This is a genomic window from Proteus sp. fly-1089, from assembly GCF_040138965.1.
Taxonomy (GTDB): Bacteria; Pseudomonadota; Gammaproteobacteria; order Enterobacterales; family Enterobacteriaceae; genus Proteus; species Proteus vulgaris_B.
Window position 1 is genome coordinate 186,984 of sequence record NZ_JBEETS010000003.1, and the last position, 16,699, is coordinate 203,682.

Consider the following 16,699-nt stretch of genomic DNA (forward strand, 5'->3'; position numbering starts at 1 on the left):
TTTAGTAAACTGCTTTCAGTAAAGCTATTTTCAGCAAAACTGTTTCCAGTAAAAAAGTCGCTTATTTTTTCTTTTTCGCTTTTGGATTTGGCAGGTCAGTGATGCTACCTTCAAATACTTCCGCAGCCATACCAATTGATTCGTATAACGTTGGGTGAGCGTGGATAGTTAATGCGATATCTTCAGCATCACAACCCATTTCGATTGCCAGACCAATTTCACCTAACAGTTCACCACCGTTAGAACCAACAATTGCACCACCGATAACACGGTTAGTTTCTTTGTCGAAAATCAGTTTAGTCATACCATCAGCACAATCTGATGCGATTGCACGGCCTGATGCAGCCCATGGGAAAGAAGCCACTTCATAGCTAACGCCTTTCTCTTTCGCTTCTTTTTCTGTCATACCAACCCATGCAACTTCTGGTTCAGTATAAGCGATTGATGGGATAACTTTAGGATCGAAGTAATGTTTTTTACCAGAAATAACTTCTGCTGCAACATGACCTTCATGAACACCTTTATGAGCCAGCATTGGTTGACCAACAATGTCTCCAATAGCAAAGATGTGAGGTACATTAGTGCGCATTTGTTTGTCAACATGGATAAAGCCACGATCATCAACTTCGATGCCCGCTTTACCTGCGTCTAGTAATTTACCGTTAGGCACACGACCGATAGCAACTAATACTGCATCGTAACGTTGTGGTTCTGCTGGGGCTTTTTTGCCTTCCATCGTTACGTAGATGCCATCTTCTTTTGCTTCAACCGCAGTAACTTTGGTTTCTAGCATCAGGTTAAATTTCTTGCTGATACGTTTGGTAAATACTTTAACCACGTCTTTGTCAGCAGCAGGAATAACCTGATCAAACATTTCAACCACGTCAATCTGAGAACCCAGAGAATGATAAACCGTTCCCATTTCCAGACCGATGATACCGCCACCCATAACCAGTAAACGCTCTGGTACGGTTTTCAGTTGCAGTGCATCTGTTGAATCCCATACTCGTGGGTCTTCATGTGGAATAAATGGTAATTCGATTGGACGTGAGCCGGCAGCAACGATTGCATTTTCAAAAGTGATGGTAGTTGTACCTTCACCACCTTCAACAGACAATGTGTGAGAACCAGTGAATCGTGCTTCGCCATTAACAACAGTCACTTTACGGCCTTTAGCCATGCCCGCTAAGCCACCGGTTAATTGAGAAATAACTTTGTCTTTCCAGATGCGAATTTTGTCGATATCTGTTTTTGGTGCATCAAAAACAACACCGTGTTCAGATAATGCTTTCGCTTCTTCGATAACTTTAGCAACGTGGAGTAACGCTTTAGAAGGGATACAACCCACGTTCAGACAAACACCACCTAATGTAGAGTGACGTTCAACTAAAACTGTTTCTAAACCTAAGTCAGCGCAACGGAACGCCGCGGAATAACCCGCAGGGCCTGCACCGAGAACCACTACCTGTGCTTTAATTTCAGTACTCATCGTGACCTCATTATTTATTTGTCCGGCGAGTCAGACGAAAATCCATATTTAACACCGAGACTTACATACCGCATGCAGTTTACAGAAATGTTAATAAACTGAAAAGCGCTCTAACATGACGGATCTCACAACCTAAGATGTATGACTGTAAAATCCATCATCGTAATCAGAGAAACCGGCGCTAAGCACCGGTTTAAATAATTACATTACCAAACGACGTAAATCGCTCATGTACTGATTAATCAGAGTGATGAATCGAGCACCGTCAGCACCATCGATCACGCGGTGATCGAAAGATAATGACATTGGTAGAATCAAGCGTGGTACGAACTCTTTACCATTCCATACAGGTTTCATAGAAGAACGGGAAAGTCCCATAATCGCAACTTCTGGTGCGTTAACGATTGGTGCAAAACCGGTAGTACCGATACCACCAAGGCTAGAAATTGTGAAACATCCACCTTGCATATCCGCAGCGGTCAATTTACCTGCACGTGCCTTCTTAGAAACTTCAGCTAACTCATAAGACAGTTCAATAATGCCTTTTTTGTTAACATCTTTGAAAACAGGAACAACTAAACCGTTAGGTGTATCTACAGCAATACCAATATTGATGTATTTTTTCAGGATCAGTTTCTGTCCATCTTCAGAGATAGAACTGTTAAAGCGTGGCATATCTGCCAGTGCTTTTGCAGCAGCTTTCATCACGAAGACTAACGGAGTGATCTTAACATCCAGTTTTTTCTTCTCTGCTTCTTTATTTTGCTGTTTACGGAATTCTTCAACCTCAGTGATATCTGCTTCATCGAACAGATTTACGTGAGGGATCATCACCCAGTTACGGCTTAAGTTAGCACCAGAGATTTTCTGGATACGGCTTAATTCAACTTCTTCAATTTCACCAAACTTGCTGAAGTCAACTTTTGGCCAAGGTAACATGCCTGGTAATCCACCACCTGCATTCGCTGGCGCTGATTCAGCACGTTTAATTAACTCTTTCACGTAAGACTGAACGTCTTCACGTAAGATACGGCCTTTACGACCAGTACCTTTCACTTTCGCTAAATTCACACCAAATTCACGCGCTAAGCGACGAATAACAGGTGTTGCATGAACGTAAGCATCATTTTCAACGAATTCTTCTTTTGCTACTGGTGCAGTTGCTTGTGCTTTTGCAGGTGCTGCTGGTGCAGAACTTGCTGGCGCGTCTGTTGCTGGAGCTGGTGCTTGAGCAACAGGTGCTGCACCGGCAACTTCAAACGTCATGATCAGTGAGCCAGTTTTCACTTTGTCGCCCACTGCAATTTTGATCTCTTTAACCACACCTGCAAATGGTGCTGGAACTTCCATAGAAGCTTTGTCACCTTCAACGGTGATAAGTGATTGTTCTTCAGAAATGGAATCACCTACTTTAACCATTACTTCAGTAACTTCAACTTCGTCACCACCGATATCAGGAACATTCACTTCTTTCACAGCAGATGTTGCTGGTGCAGATGCTGCTGGAGCTGGAGCCGCTTGAGCAACAGGTGCACTACCTGCAACTTCAAATACCATGATAAGAGAGCCTGTGCTCACTTTATCACCAGTTGCGATTTTGATTTCTTTTACTACGCCCGCAAATGGAGCTGGAACTTCCATAGAAGCTTTATCGCCTTCTACAGTGATCAGTGATTGTTCTTCAGCAATGCTATCGCCCACTTTCACCATCACTTCGGTAACTTCAACTTCATCACCGCCGATATCAGGTACATGAACTTCTTTTAATTCTGCAGTTGCAGGCGCTACTGCTGGTGCAGGAGCTGCTGCTTGAGCTGGTGCAGCTTGCGCGGCACCTTCTGCTTCAAAAATCATGATAAGAGAACCTGTTTGGACTTTGTCGCCCACAGCAATTTTGATCTCTTTCACTACACCCGCTTGTGGTGATGGGACTTCCATAGAGGCTTTGTCGCCTTCTACAGTAATTAAGGATTGTTCTTCCTCAATACGGTCGCCCACTTTCACCATCACTTCGGTGACTTCAACTTCATCAGCACCGATATCTGGGACTTTAATTTCAATAGACATTCACTTTACCTCTTACGCCAGACGTGGGTTTACTTTTTCAGGGTTGATGTTGTATTTATTGATTGCTTCTTCAACAATCTTCACATCAATCTCACCACGTTTAGCTAATTCACCTAATGCAGCAACAATCACATAAGAAGTGTCAACTTCGAAGTGGTGACGCAGGTTTTCACGGCTATCAGAACGACCGAAACCATCTGTACCTAATACGCGGTAATCATCTGCTGGTACATAAGTACGAACTTGTTCAGCGAACAACTTCATATAGTCAGTAGAGGCTACAGCTGGTGCATCATTCATAATCTGAGCGATGTAAGGTACACGCGGTGCTTCAGATGGGTGTAGCATGTTCCAACGCTCACAATCTTGACCATCACGAGCCAGTTCAGTGAATGAAGTTACGCTATAAACATCAGAACCAATACCGTATTCAGTAGACAGGATTTGTGCTGCTTCACGTACATGACGCAGAATAGAACCTGAACCCAGTAATTGAACTTTACCTTTCGCACCTTCCAGTGATTCCAGTTTGTAGATACCTTTACGGATACCTTCTTCAACACCGGCTGGCATTGCTGGCATATGGTAGTTTTCGTTGAGTGTAGTGATGTAGTAATAAACGTTTTCTTGTTTATCACCATACATACGTTCTAAACCGTCTTGCATGATAACAGCAACTTCATAAGCGAAGGCTGGATCATAAGAGATACAATTAGGGATAGTCAGCGATTGAATATGGCTATGACCATCTTCGTGTTGTAGACCTTCACCATTAAGTGTTGTACGGCCTGAAGTACCACCCACTAAGAAACCACGAGCTTGTTGGTCACCGGCTGCCCAGCATAGGTCGCCAATACGTTGGAAACCAAACATTGAGTAGTAGATATAGAATGGGATCATTGGCAAATTGTTAGTGCTGTAAGATGTTGCAGCTGCTAACCAAGATGCGCCAGCACCCAGTTCATTGATACCTTCTTGCAGAATTTGACCTTTAACGTCTTCTTTATAGTAAGCAACTTGCTCACGATCTTGAGGCGTATATTGCTGGCCATTCGGGCTGTAAATACCGATTTGACGGAACAGACCTTCCATACCGAAAGTACGTGCTTCGTCAGCAATAATTGGAACTAAACGATCTTTGATAGATTTGTTTTTCAACATTACATTCAGTGCACGAACGAATGCGATAGTTGTAGAAATCTCTTTAGATTGTTCTTCCAGTAATTGGCTAAAATCTTCCAGTGTTGGAATATCCAGTTTTTCTTCAAAACGAGGACGACGTGCTGGCAGGTAACCACCTAAATCCTGACGACGTGCGTGCAGGTATTTATATTCTTCTGACTCTTTGTCAAAAGTAATATAAGGAAGGTCTTTAATTTGCTCATCAGCAACTGGAATATTGAAACGATCACGGAAATGGTGAACGCCATCCATATTCATTTTTTTAACTTGGTGAGCAATATTTTTACCTTCTGCTGTTTCACCCATACCATAGCCTTTAATGGTTTGAGCTAAAATAACAGTTGGTTTGTTTTGAGTGTCTTTTGCTTTTTGGAATGCAGCAAAAACTTTCTTCGGATCGTGACCACCACGGTTTAATGCCCAGATTTCATCATCAGTCATATCTTTAACTAATGCAGCAGTTTCTGGGTAACGATTGAAGAAGTGCTCACGAACATAAGCGCCATCACGAGATTTAAATGTCTGGTAATCACCATCCAGAGTTTCATTCATTAATTGAATGAGTTTGCCAGAGGTGTCTTTACGCAGAAGCTCATCCCAACGATCGCCCCACATTACTTTGATAACGTTCCAGCCAGCACCTGCAAAGATACCTTCTAATTCGTTAACAATTTTGCCGTTACCTGTAACTGGGCCATCAAGACGTTGTAAGTTACAGTTAACAACGAAGCACAGGTTATCTAATTTTTCGCGAACTGCGATGGTGATTGCACCTTTAGATTCTGGTTCGTCCATTTCGCCATCGCCTAAGAACGCATAAACAGTTTGTTTAGTCGTATCTTTTAAGCCACGGTGATTTAAATATTTCAGGAATTTAGCTTGATAAATTGCAGATAGAGGCCCCAGACCCATAGAAACAGTTGGGAACTGCCAGAATTCAGGCATTAATTTAGGGTGAGGATAAGAAGATAAACCTTTACCACCAATTTCTTGACGGAAATTATTTAATTGTTCTTCTGTTAAACGACCTTCTAAGAATGCGCGAGCATAGATACCTGGGGAGATATGTCCTTGGAAGTAAACTAAATCGCCGCCATCAGTTTCATTTTGAGCACGGAAGAAGTGGTTAAAACACACTTCATATAACGTTGCAGAAGATTGGAATGACGCCATGTGTCCGCCGAGTTCCAAATCTTTTTTGGATGCACGCAGAACCATCATTACTGCGTTCCAGCGAATAGCAGAACGAATACGACGCTCTAATTCCAGATTGCCAGGGTAAGCGGGTTCATCTTCAGCAGGAATGGTATTGATATAATCACTGTGTACAGAGCCGCCTAAAGCAATATTAAGACCGCCATTACGCGCTTGTTTTAATACCTGATCAATCAGGAACTGTGCACGCTCAACACCTTCTTCACGGATGACCGAGTCGATCGCTTGTAACCAGTCGCGAGTTTCGATCGGATCCACGTCATTTTTCAGCATATCTGACATGGTGTATTCCTTATCTGTTATCTGTTTTTAATGGTTATGGGAGTCTATCTTCCCGTTATACCCATTTGATATGACGGGAAGATAGACCCTGCTGTTATTACCGCTATCCCTGAAAATCACAGGGAGATAGGTAGTACAGACTCAGCGGTCAGGATCTGTGCTACTAAAATAAATCAGGGTGTTGTTGGAGCCGGCGCAAAGAGCGCTCACGGCGAGTATGTTCACGACTCATATCCAACAAAACATCTTCAATAAAGGCTAAGTGGCGATGTGAAGCTTCACGCGCTACCTCTGGCTCTCTATTAATAATAGCCTGATAAATCTGACTACGATGCTCACTTACGGCAGTTAACATCTCTTTACGAGTGTAAAGAAACTCAAAATTCTGGCGGATATTCTGCTCAAGCATAGGTACCATGCATCTTAATAAATGTAATAGAACAACATTATGAGCAGCTTCCGTGACAATTAATTGATATTGCAATACAGCTTCAGACTCAGCGACCAAATCACCCTTTTCATGGGCCTTCAAAATACAATCATGGCTTGCTTTGATACGAGCAAGATCTTCATCAGTACCGCGTAACGCTGCATAATAAGCAGCAATGCCTTCAAGGGCATGGCGCGTTTCTAAGAGATCAAATTGAGATTCGGGATGTCCGCTAAGCAGTTGAGCTAAAGGATCACTAAAACTTTGCCAGAGATTATGCTGAACAAATGTTCCACCACCTTGGCGACGAAGTAAAAAACCTTTAGCTTCTAATTTTTGGATAGCTTCACGCAATGAAGGGCGAGATACATCAAATTGCTTCGCCAGCTCACGCTCAGGTAAGAGTTTCTCTCCTGGACGTAGAGTGCCTTCTAAAATCAGATGCTCAAGCTGTTGCTCAATGACATCAGAAAGCTTAGGTTGACGAATTTTTGTATAAGCCATATTGCTGGAAGCCATTATTGGATAACTATTACCTTTGTGATTGAGTTGTCAATTGGTAATACCAATTTAATATAACGGATAATAAAGTAACAAAGTATTCACTAACTGTCCATACAGTTGTTGAGCGAAATCATAAAAACCTGCAAATTTTAACAAATTATTTTAAAAATTCATCAAAAGTGATAACTAGATCGCATTATGCTGAAACGTTAAAAATAAATTTTTTAACGTTTTTTAAACACATAAACAGTCAAACTGAAGCGTGACAGCAATAACAAAATGAATAAATACTTATCTTGATTGCGTTTTAATTCAATTGATCTTGTTATTTCGTTAACAAACTATGAAAATAGTCCCAATCAAAGTGAGGCCCTGGATCTGTTTTTCGATTTGGTGCAACATCACTATGCCCTGTTATGTTCTCTTTAATGGCAGGATAAAGCGTAATAAGTGATTGAGTTATCTTGGCTAATTGCTGATATTGGTTTAGTGTAAAATTACAATTATCAGTACCCTCAAGCTCTATACCAATAGAGAAATCATTGCACTTTTCTCTGCCTTTATATAAAGAAACACCCGCATGCCATGCTCTATCTGTAAAAGGCACATATTGCACAATTTCACCATCACGCCGAATAAGGCAATGAGCAGATACTCTTAACCCGATTATTTCACTAAAAAAAGGATGATCTTGCTCTGATAATGTATTGGTAAATAACCTATCAATATAAGGCCCACCAAATTGACCTGGTGGCAAACTGATATTATGAACAATCAGTAAAGAGGGGACTTCTCCTTCAGGCCTTTTATCATGGTTTGGTGAAGGTACTTTTCTTGCATCAATAAGCCAACCTTGTTTAATTTCCACATCAACCCTCTTCTACTGTGTTTTAGCTATTATCAATAATTTTATTAACTCATATTCATCAATAAATGCGAACTTTCTCTCAATAATAAAGGTTAAATTTGTATAGCTCTGTTTTCTTTTCGATATTTTACTCAAATTTTATTTTATCTATTCGCCAATAAAGTCCTTTTTTTTCATACTTCTAGTGTCTATTAATCAAGGAGGACGCTAGATGAACGCACTTAATTATCACTCATCCGAAAATGGCTTTACCCTTATGGAACTTATGATTGTCATAGCCATTATTTCTATTTTAAGCTCCGTCGCTATTCCTGCTTATCAAGGCTATATCCAAAAAGCGGCTTTAACCGATATTTTGCAAACGCTCTCCCCTTATCGTTCAGCTGTTGAATTATGTCGTTATGAAAATGAACTTCACCATTGCGATTCCGACTCAACATTTATGCCCCCACAATTTCGCAGTCGATACCTTTCTGAAGTATCTGTATTAAATGGTGTCATTAATGCAACTGGGAAAGCACAACTTGAAGGCCTAACCATTGTCATGTCTTTAGAAAAAAGTGCGGGTGATTATCTTCCTATATGGAGGACACAATGCTCTGCCACTAATACTACGTTACAAAAGCAATGTACTGAAATATTCAAATCATATTAATGCATTATGGATATTGAGGAACATTCGTATTGAATGTTCCTATATTAAAACAACACAAATAAAACAAATATAAAAAGGTGAATAATGGATATTACACACTCAGCAACAGAATTTATTGAACATCTATTACGCCATAGCATTTTAATGCGTGTTTCTGATTTACATATTGAACCTCAACAATTCAACTTTAGAATTAGAGCCAGAATAGATAACCATTTATATTTATTTTCTCCACCTCCGAATGAATTCTCAGAAGAAATAGTGACACGTTTAAAAATATTGGCTAATTTAAATATTACAGAAAAACGATTACCTCAGGATGGACAATTTACTTGGTCTTATAATGAGAAAAATTATTCAATAAGAATAGCGACACTTCCCACTCTTTATGGTGAAAAAATCGTTTTACGCCTTATCAATAACCTCCAACAACCAGATTTAAACTATTTAGGATTTCAGCCATCTCATTTAACACTATTAAAAAAATATTTAACTTTACCTCAAGGTATGATTTTAGTCACAGGCCCAACAGGTAGTGGAAAAACACTAACTTTATATAGTTGCTTACATTATTTAAATAAAGATAACCGTAATATAAATAGTGTTGAAGATCCCATTGAATTACCATTAGAGGGTATTAATCAAATTCAGATTTGTGAAAAAGCAGGGATCACATTTACTACAATACTACGCGCATTATTACGTCAAGACCCTGATATTATAATGGTGGGTGAAATTCGAGATCCCTCCACTGCTGAAATGGCAATGAAAACAGCACAAACAGGACATCTTGTTTTATCCACATTGCACACTAATTCCACAAATACCACCTTAATGCGCCTACACAATTTAGGTATTGCAAAAGATCTTATTCACTCTTGTATTAGCTTAATTATTTCACAGCGATTAGTGCGCTGTTTATGCTCGCATTGTAAAACCTGCTTACCCAATAAAAAACAGATTAATATTAATGAAGAAATCATTGAATTGCCGAACTGGCAAGCAATAGGTTGCCAACAATGTAGTTCCGGTTATAAAGGAAGAACGGCAATCTATGACTGTTTTGAACCAACAAAACAAGCACATGCATCTCCCTATAATTTACTCCATTCAGGTATTTTATTAATTAAACAAGGAATAACAACACTTGAAGAGGTTTATCAAACGCTGGGAGATATTGAATGAGATTACAGCAAGTTTATCGTTACGTTGCACTAAGTTATCAAGGCGAATGGTGTTCAGGAAACATTCTCGCATCATCAAATAATGATGTCTTTATTAAATTAACACAGCAACAAAAAATCCCCATAAAAATACGTTTATACAAAATCATGATATTTCAAGAAAGTGATAAAAAATATCGTATTCAATTACTTGAACAACTCGCATTATTACTTCACTCAGGTTTAGCTCTTTTACCTGCTTTAACGTTATTAAAAAATGAATGTCGTTATACTCATTGGCAATGTGTATTAGATGATATTATTTTTAACTTAATGCAAGGTGGCACATTATCAAAACAGTTAAGCCGTTATCCCGTTTATTTTCCACTTTCATTAGTGCGCTTTATTTTTATTGGTGAAGAAAGCGGAAAATTAAATGAAGTCATAACACTTCAAATAACACAATTAAAAAAACAACAAGAAATAGTTAATAAGATTAAAAAATCTTTTAAATACCCACTTTTTTTATTGGCTATTCTATTTTCTATTACCAGTATTATGTTGTTATACGTTTTACCTGAATATCAATCCTTATACAGTGCCTTTAATACCGAGCTTCCTGATTTAACTTTAGCATTAATTGCTTTCTCCCAATGGTTTTCTAACTATATTTTTATAATACTTTTTTTCTTCATTGGGCTAATATTGCTTTATCATTTTATTCGCCATTATTCGCCGTTCTTTTATTATTATGAACAAACTATTTTTCTTCATCTACCTTATTTCGGCACGCTATTAAAATACCATCAACTCTATCTTATTTTTCAAATAATAAGTATTACACAACAAGCTGGATTACCATTATTACAAGGCTTAACGATTATTATAGAACAACTTACACATCCTATTTATAAACGTCAGCTATTACAAATGAGTGAACACATTACACAAGGAAAATCATTAAGTTTATTTATGAAAAATGCGTCTTACTTTCCTCCTATTTGCTATCAATTTATCATTTGTGCAGAAAATTCAGGACAGTTACTCTATTTTTGTCAGCAATTAAGTGATTGGTTTTATCATCAGCTTGAAGAACAATTAAATACTATCAGTACATGGTTAGAGCCGCTGTTAATGGCGATAATTGCATCGATTATTGGTACATTAATTATGGCTATGTATCTTCCTATATTACAGTTAGGTGATACTATACAATGAATCACAAATTTTATGAGTAATATGCTATTGTGATCTTTCTCGCTAAGTAATTGATTGATGATAATTCTATTACTGATTATGAGGTAGGATGTTAGGGTAGCAGAAAATCACCTATCATAATAACCGAATAAAACCTAAATATTGCGGTTATTATCTTGTGATAAAAACAAAATTAGGCTTTAGAATATCCAAACTAATAGCAAATTTTAATTCATTAAAAATAGATAAACACAATGGCTTATACGGTTGCTCTTACAGGCGGAATAGGTAGTGGTAAAACCACTATTGCTAATGCTTTTGCCTCATTAGGTGTACCTCTTGTTGATGCTGATGTTATTGCTCGATTAGTGGTAGAACCTCATTCCTTTGGGCTAAATGCGTTACATCAACATTTTGGTGACAGCATTTTATTGCCTGATGGTTCATTAAACCGAGCTCAGCTACGCCAGATTATTTTTCAACATGATGAAGAAAAAAACTGGGTCAATAATCTTCTTCACCCCCTGATACAGCAAGAGACTCAAAGACAAATACAACAAATTAAAACCCCTTATTTTATTTGGGTTGTTCCTTTATTAATTGAAAATAAATTAACTCACTTAGCCTCTCGTGTTCTTGTCGTTGATGTTACACAAGAAGAACAAATAGCAAGAACAATGAAACGAGATGGCGTAAGCCGAGAACAAGTGCTCAATATTTTAAAGGCACAAGCTCAAAGACAAGAACGATTAGCCGCCGCTGATGATATTATTGAAAATCACGATAATAGCCAAAATATAATTGGCAAAGTTAAGCAACTCCATCAGCATTACTTAGAATTAGCTCAACAAGCGTTACAGGACAACAGCCATGAGTGATGACATCACAACTATCATCTTCGAACATCCCCTAAATGAAAAAATGCGTTCATGGCTTAGAATTGAAAACTCATTAATTCAAATTAATAGTTTTCGTACAATCGATTCGTTACCCACAGCACTCTCTTTTTTCCGCGCGATATCAGAATTTATTGAAGTGCTTGATCGTGGTGAAATTCGTGCTGAATTACTCAAAGAATTAGAAAAAAGACAAAAAAAATTACAACAATGGCTATCATTCCCTAATGTTGATAAAGAAATTGTCACACAAATTATTAATGAACTAGCCGAAAATGCATCGGTATTAAGTCAAGCTCCGCGAATTGGGCAGCATTTAAAACAAGATAAAGTAATAAGTTTAGTCAAACAGCGCCTAAGTATCCCAGGAGGATGCTGTAATTTTGATGTACCTGCATTGCATTTATGGTTAAGTTTGCCTCAAACCATCCGTGATGAAAGATTACAAAACTGGATGACAGGCTTGTTACCATTACAAAATGCATTGAATAGCTTACTAACGCTTATTCGCCAATCAGATACTTTTAAACCCGCGTTAAGTCATCGTGGTTTTTACCAAGATAGTGCTGAAGAAGGTGAACTACTACGTCTTAAAATCGCCATTGACCACCAGATCTACCCTCAAGTATCTGGCCATAAAAATCGTTACGCGATCCGATTCTTACCACTTGATAGTGAAAATGGAACAATACCGCTAGAACTACCCTTTGAGATTGCTTGTTGCTAACATTGTGTTGATCACCATGAACACCTATCGCGCCAATGAAATCTAGGAGAGATAATGAGCGAAGAATTAATTGTGAAATGTCCAACCTGCCAAACAGAAGTTATTTGGAATGAAAGTAGCCCTTATCGCCCTTTTTGTAGCAAACGTTGCCAACTTATTGATTTAGGTGAATGGGCTGACGAATCAAAACGTATTCCAAGCCAAAGCGATATTAATGACAGTGACGACTGGAGTGAATCTCCACAACCTGAGATTAAAGATTTTTAATATTCCGATTAAGAACATAAAAAATAGCCACTCATTGGAGTGGCTATTTTATTTATTACTATATTCGTTTATCTACTTTTATTTTTGTAACAATGCCACAATTGTGCGGTTAGCCGGTGGAAAATCATCAGCATTTAATGATGCGATAGAAGTCCATTTTGAATCTTGCCCTTCTTTACCGTATGGCTCATTATCCCATTGAGTTACTAAGAAAAAAGATAATGTAATATGTCTATCTGGAAAATCATGCTCTACCGTTTCAAAAAGCGAGCACTGGGTTACATCAATACCAATTTCCTCTTGTAACTCACGCACTAATGCCTGCTCAGGAGTTTCTTCATCTTCTAATTTCCCTCCCGGAAATTCCCAAAATCCCCCCATATGTGATTTTAGGGGGCGTTGGGTGATAAAGACATTATTGTTTTGATCACAAATAATACCCGCAGCAATATGTAGCTTTTTTTTATCCATTATAGACAACCTATTGAATAGTCCAGTTATTATAACAACTTAACGTTATTATAACGTATATCCAATGGCGCTACTCTGGTTTTCTTTCCTTGATTATATCGATTAATTAACGATAAATAGGCAAGAAACCAAGCTGTGCTAATGTTTGGCAAATAATGCCTACAGCACCAAAAGCGATAACAGAATAAATTAACCCTTTACCGCCCCACACTTTAAAACCTGAGTTGGGAAATTTTTCTCGCGCTTTCAGTGCCATAACTGCAGGACAAATAATTGCCCAGACACAAGCTGCCGTACCTGCATACGCAATTGCAATTAAAAAACCATTAGGGAAAAGCAAACAGAGCAATAAAGGTGGTGTGAAACATAAAACACCCGACTTTAAGCGTCCGGTTTTGTTATCTTCAAATTTTAGTGATGCTAAAATATAGTCAAACAAACCAATCGCTACCCCTAAGAATGAACAGAATACGGCACTAATTGAGAACCATAATAAAAAACCTTCAATATATTTACTATTCAAGACGGTATATAACGAATCAATAAAGGCATCTAAGTTACCGCCTTTTTGAATAATGGTAATAAATTGTTCACGGGGTAGATTCCCCATAGTACCAATCATCCAAAGTAAATAAATAACTAGCGCTAAAACACAACCAATCACACAACTCTTAACAACCTTTCTTTCATTTTCATGATAAAGCTTATAAAGACTACAAACATTTCCATGATAACCAAATGAAGTTATCGCATAAGGAATAATGATAAATATAAATGGATAAAGATATAACTGGCTTTTCCCTTCAAAAGTTGCGCTAAATAATAAATCGCCACTTGCTTTAAAAAACAATCCAGAAAAAGCCAATACAAATAGAACAATTTTAATGAATAAGAAAATGGAAGTTAAGCGACTCGCACAAGCCCCCCCCCACCATATTGTTGCTCCAAGCACGATAGTAAATACAAAAAATATTGCTCTCAAGTTTAGATTAATGCCATATAATGATGACGCCTCATAAATAATCGAACCCGCAGCAGAAATATAAGCATAAATTAATATATATAATACAAATATTAAAGATGCATTAGCAAGATAACAGGCCCATTTTGGCAATAACTCTTTTGATATATGAAAGTAGTTTGTTCCCGCCCCATATTTTGAAATACATTCAAGAATATATATTCCTGAGTGAAACATAAAAAAACAAACAATAAACAATATAAAGAGTGAGTTAATAAACCAAGCGCCAGACATTATTGTTGGGAGGCTAAACATTCCCGCACCGATCATAGCGCCGCCCAACACAAATCCCCCTACAATAATTGAGGGTTCTTTATTTACCGACTTATTTTCCATTTTTTAGTCCTTACAGAAATAAGGATAGGGCTCTCGCATTGCACGAGAGCCATTATTATTGTGGAGTATTATTTATTTGATAGGTTTTAATCTAGCAGTAAAGTGTCTTAATACAGGTGGTTCATATTCGAACTCAAGACCTTTAAGCGTTGCAAACTTCTCTTTTAAGCCAATAAGTGCATCAGCAATATAATCCATATGGTCGTTAGTATAGACACGACGAGCAATGGTTAAACGCATAAACTCCATATCTGCATGTTTTTGTTCACCTGTTGCAGGGTCACGACCCAATAAGAATGAGCCAATTTCAACTGCACGGACACCAGATTCTAAATAAAGGGCATTAATGACCGCTTGAGCAGGGAATTGATCACCAGGGATATGCGGTACTAGCTTTTTACAGTCAACGAAAACAGCATGTCCGCCAGTAGGATATTGAATTGGAATACCTGCTTCACGTAGACGATCACCCAAGTATTGTACCTGACCAATACGATAGTGCAGATATTCTTCCTCTGTACCCTCTTCTAAACCTTGTACCATAGCAGCCATATCACGACCCGCTAAACCACCATAGGTGACAAAACCTTCCATCGGTACACAACGCTGTCTCGCTAATGTAAAGACTTCTTCATTATCACGAATAGAGACTAAACCACCGATATTTAACAATGGATCTTTCTTCGCTGACATAGTTAATGCATCAGCATATTTATACATGTCTAAAATAATTTCTTTAATTGTGGCATTTTTATATTTCGGATCACGCTGTTTAATAAAATACGCATTTTCACAGTAACGAGCTGAATCCATCACAACAAAAATACCGTGTTGTTTGGCGATTTCATAAACTTCTTTTAAATTATCCATTGAAACAGGCTGACCACCAGCACTATTACAAGTTACAGTTGAAACAATCGCAACAACGTTATCAGCACCATGCTTAGCAATATTTTCTTTTAATTTAGCAATATCAAAATTGCCTTTCCAATCATCATAGGTTTCTGAATCAAATGCTTTTTCAGTAACAATATTAATTGCTTTACAGCCATTTAATTCGACGTGAGCTGCTGTTGTGTCAAAATGGAAGTTAGAAATGAAAACAGGATTTTTCGCTTTTCCATCTTTTTGTTTATATTTTAATAATACTGGGAAAAGAATATTTTCAGCACCACGACCTTGGTGAGCAGGAATAATATAATCGTAATTAAATAGCTCTTTGGCTTTGTCTTTTAAATCATAATAGTTTCTTGAACCTGCATAAGCTTCATCACCTGTTATCATCGCAGCCCATTGATGATCACTCATTGCGTTAGTACCAGAGTCTGTTAATAAATCTATATAAACGGCATGACTTGGTAATAAGAATGGGTTATAACCAGCTTCTTTTAATGCAGCTTCACGTTCTTCTCTTGAAGGAACACGGATTTTTTCTACCATTTTAATGCGGAATGGTTCTACAATTCTTTTAGCCATGATAATACCTTTAATATATATTAAATTATAAATTTACGAATAAATAAAATAATCTTCCCATTTAAATTAAACGGAAAAAGAGTATTAAATTATTTTATATGGATATAAAAAAGGATTATTTTTCAGGAAAGAAGAAGGCGAGTTCAGAATCAATATTAAACCATTTCTTCAATCTGAAGAAACCTCTTAATATTATCAAAACATTAAATGATGAGAACATACTTTAACCCTTATAGTCAGGAAATAGTACAATTTACATGCTAATTTATATAACAGTTAAACACGATTAGTAATATAACAATAGTATATTTTGGATATTTATCACACTATTTATGACAAATAATATATTAACGTGATCACTATCACTTACTTCAAATTTTAATAAACTATTTTTTATAGTTTAAATTTTTATTGGCATCATTAAGTTGTAATACATGTATTCATATTACACTT

Annotated in this window: 15 protein-coding genes; 6 read left to right on the top strand and 9 right to left on the bottom strand. The window is 37.5% G+C overall.

What is annotated here, in order from left to right; genetic code table 11:
• Positions 1 to 61: 61 nt before the first annotated feature.
• The 5 genes from lpdA to ampD form a co-directional block, all read right to left on the bottom strand.
• Positions 62 to 1,489, bottom strand: coding sequence for a dihydrolipoyl dehydrogenase (lpdA, locus tag ABN080_RS10055; RefSeq protein ID WP_072063363.1), 1,428 nt, complete (start codon positions 1,487 to 1,489; stop codon positions 62 to 64).
• A gap of 201 nt (positions 1,490 to 1,690) precedes the next feature.
• Positions 1,691 to 3,556 (bottom strand): pyruvate dehydrogenase complex dihydrolipoyllysine-residue acetyltransferase, encoded by a 1,866-nt coding sequence (gene aceF, locus ABN080_RS10060; protein WP_340893506.1) that lies wholly within the window; start codon positions 3,554 to 3,556, stop codon positions 1,691 to 1,693.
• Between the two features lie 12 nt (positions 3,557 to 3,568).
• Positions 3,569 to 6,235, bottom strand: a complete 2,667-nt coding sequence (gene aceE / locus ABN080_RS10065) for a pyruvate dehydrogenase (acetyl-transferring), homodimeric type (protein WP_072069248.1) — start codon at positions 6,233 to 6,235, stop codon at positions 3,569 to 3,571.
• A 163-nt stretch (positions 6,236 to 6,398) separates the two neighbouring features.
• The gene (gene pdhR, locus ABN080_RS10070) at positions 6,399 to 7,169 is read right to left on the bottom strand and encodes a pyruvate dehydrogenase complex transcriptional repressor PdhR (protein WP_072069345.1); all 771 of its coding nucleotides are present in this window, start codon (positions 7,167 to 7,169) and stop codon (positions 6,399 to 6,401) included.
• A gap of 325 nt (positions 7,170 to 7,494) precedes the next feature.
• Positions 7,495 to 8,037, bottom strand: coding sequence for a 1,6-anhydro-N-acetylmuramyl-L-alanine amidase AmpD (gene ampD / locus ABN080_RS10075; protein WP_072069249.1), 543 nt, complete (start codon positions 8,035 to 8,037; stop codon positions 7,495 to 7,497).
• 211 nt (positions 8,038 to 8,248) lie between these two features.
• Between ampD and ppdD the strand changes: the two genes are divergently transcribed.
• From ppdD to yacG, 6 genes are all read left to right on the top strand, one after another.
• Entirely contained in the window at positions 8,249 to 8,692 is a 444-nt protein-coding gene (ppdD, locus tag ABN080_RS10080; RefSeq protein WP_340893507.1) for a prepilin peptidase-dependent pilin, read from the top strand.
• An 84-nt stretch (positions 8,693 to 8,776) separates the two neighbouring features.
• Positions 8,777 to 9,877 carry an ATPase, T2SS/T4P/T4SS family gene (locus ABN080_RS10085; protein WP_231619266.1) on the top strand — a complete coding sequence of 367 codons (1,101 nt, stop codon included), beginning with the start codon at positions 8,777 to 8,779 and terminating at the stop codon, positions 9,875 to 9,877.
• Positions 9,874 to 11,073 (top strand): type II secretion system F family protein, encoded by a 1,200-nt coding sequence (locus tag ABN080_RS10090; RefSeq protein WP_340893508.1) that lies wholly within the window; start codon positions 9,874 to 9,876, stop codon positions 11,071 to 11,073. Before ABN080_RS10085 ends, ABN080_RS10090 begins: the two co-directional genes overlap by 4 nt.
• A 233-nt stretch (positions 11,074 to 11,306) precedes the next feature.
• Positions 11,307 to 11,930, top strand: a complete 624-nt coding sequence (gene coaE, locus ABN080_RS10095) for a dephospho-CoA kinase (protein ID WP_196554018.1) — start codon at positions 11,307 to 11,309, stop codon at positions 11,928 to 11,930.
• Positions 11,923 to 12,675 carry a cell division protein ZapD gene (zapD, locus tag ABN080_RS10100; RefSeq protein WP_072069254.1) on the top strand — a complete coding sequence of 251 codons (753 nt, stop codon included), beginning with the start codon at positions 11,923 to 11,925 and terminating at the stop codon, positions 12,673 to 12,675. Before coaE ends, zapD begins: the two co-directional genes overlap by 8 nt.
• A gap of 54 nt (positions 12,676 to 12,729) precedes the next feature.
• A complete protein-coding gene (gene yacG, locus ABN080_RS10105) occupies positions 12,730 to 12,942 on the top strand; it encodes a DNA gyrase inhibitor YacG (protein ID WP_196554017.1) in 213 nt (70 codons plus the stop codon).
• A 78-nt stretch (positions 12,943 to 13,020) separates the two neighbouring features.
• On the opposite strand, the gene mutT is transcribed toward yacG, so the two are convergent.
• The 4 genes from mutT to tnaC form a co-directional block, all read right to left on the bottom strand.
• On the bottom strand, positions 13,021 to 13,413 hold the full coding sequence (gene mutT, locus ABN080_RS10110) for an 8-oxo-dGTP diphosphatase MutT (protein WP_072069256.1): 393 nt from the start codon (positions 13,411 to 13,413) through the stop codon (positions 13,021 to 13,023).
• Positions 13,414 to 13,519: 106 nt separating this feature from the next.
• The gene (locus ABN080_RS10115; RefSeq protein ID WP_115350664.1) at positions 13,520 to 14,770 is read right to left on the bottom strand and encodes an aromatic amino acid transporter; all 1,251 of its coding nucleotides are present in this window, start codon (positions 14,768 to 14,770) and stop codon (positions 13,520 to 13,522) included.
• Between the two features lie 72 nt (positions 14,771 to 14,842).
• Positions 14,843 to 16,246 carry a tryptophanase gene (locus ABN080_RS10120; protein WP_072069257.1) on the bottom strand — a complete coding sequence of 468 codons (1,404 nt, stop codon included), beginning with the start codon at positions 16,244 to 16,246 and terminating at the stop codon, positions 14,843 to 14,845.
• A gap of 115 nt (positions 16,247 to 16,361) precedes the next feature.
• The gene (tnaC, locus tag ABN080_RS18240; RefSeq protein ID WP_071788547.1) at positions 16,362 to 16,466 is read right to left on the bottom strand and encodes a tryptophanase leader peptide; all 105 of its coding nucleotides are present in this window, start codon (positions 16,464 to 16,466) and stop codon (positions 16,362 to 16,364) included.
• Positions 16,467 to 16,699: the final 233 nt, after the last annotated feature.

Excerpts from the sequence above, each read along its gene's own strand:
- lpdA (WP_072063363.1), bottom strand. The coding sequence starts at position 1,489 with ATGAGTACTGAAATTAAAGCACAGGTAGTGGTTCTCGGTGCAGGCCCT.
- aceF (WP_340893506.1), bottom strand. The coding sequence starts at position 3,556 with ATGTCTATTGAAATTAAAGTCCCAGATATCGGTGCTGATGAAGTTGAA.
- aceE (WP_072069248.1), bottom strand. The coding sequence starts at position 6,235 with ATGTCAGATATGCTGAAAAATGACGTGGATCCGATCGAAACTCGCGAC.
- pdhR (WP_072069345.1), bottom strand. The coding sequence starts at position 7,169 with ATGGCTTATACAAAAATTCGTCAACCTAAGCTTTCTGATGTCATTGAG.
- ppdD (WP_340893507.1), top strand. The coding sequence starts at position 8,249 with ATGAACGCACTTAATTATCACTCATCCGAAAATGGCTTTACCCTTATG.
- ABN080_RS10085 (WP_231619266.1), top strand. The coding sequence starts at position 8,777 with ATGGATATTACACACTCAGCAACAGAATTTATTGAACATCTATTACGC.
- ABN080_RS10090 (WP_340893508.1), top strand. The coding sequence starts at position 9,874 with ATGAGATTACAGCAAGTTTATCGTTACGTTGCACTAAGTTATCAAGGC.
- coaE (WP_196554018.1), top strand. The coding sequence starts at position 11,307 with ATGGCTTATACGGTTGCTCTTACAGGCGGAATAGGTAGTGGTAAAACC.
- zapD (WP_072069254.1), top strand. The coding sequence starts at position 11,923 with ATGAGTGATGACATCACAACTATCATCTTCGAACATCCCCTAAATGAA.
- yacG (WP_196554017.1), top strand. The coding sequence starts at position 12,730 with ATGAGCGAAGAATTAATTGTGAAATGTCCAACCTGCCAAACAGAAGTT.
- mutT (WP_072069256.1), bottom strand. The coding sequence starts at position 13,413 with ATGGATAAAAAAAAGCTACATATTGCTGCGGGTATTATTTGTGATCAA.
- ABN080_RS10115 (WP_115350664.1), bottom strand. The coding sequence starts at position 14,770 with ATGGAAAATAAGTCGGTAAATAAAGAACCCTCAATTATTGTAGGGGGA.
- ABN080_RS10120 (WP_072069257.1), bottom strand. The coding sequence starts at position 16,246 with ATGGCTAAAAGAATTGTAGAACCATTCCGCATTAAAATGGTAGAAAAA.
- tnaC (WP_071788547.1), bottom strand. The coding sequence starts at position 16,466 with ATGTTCTCATCATTTAATGTTTTGATAATATTAAGAGGTTTCTTCAGA.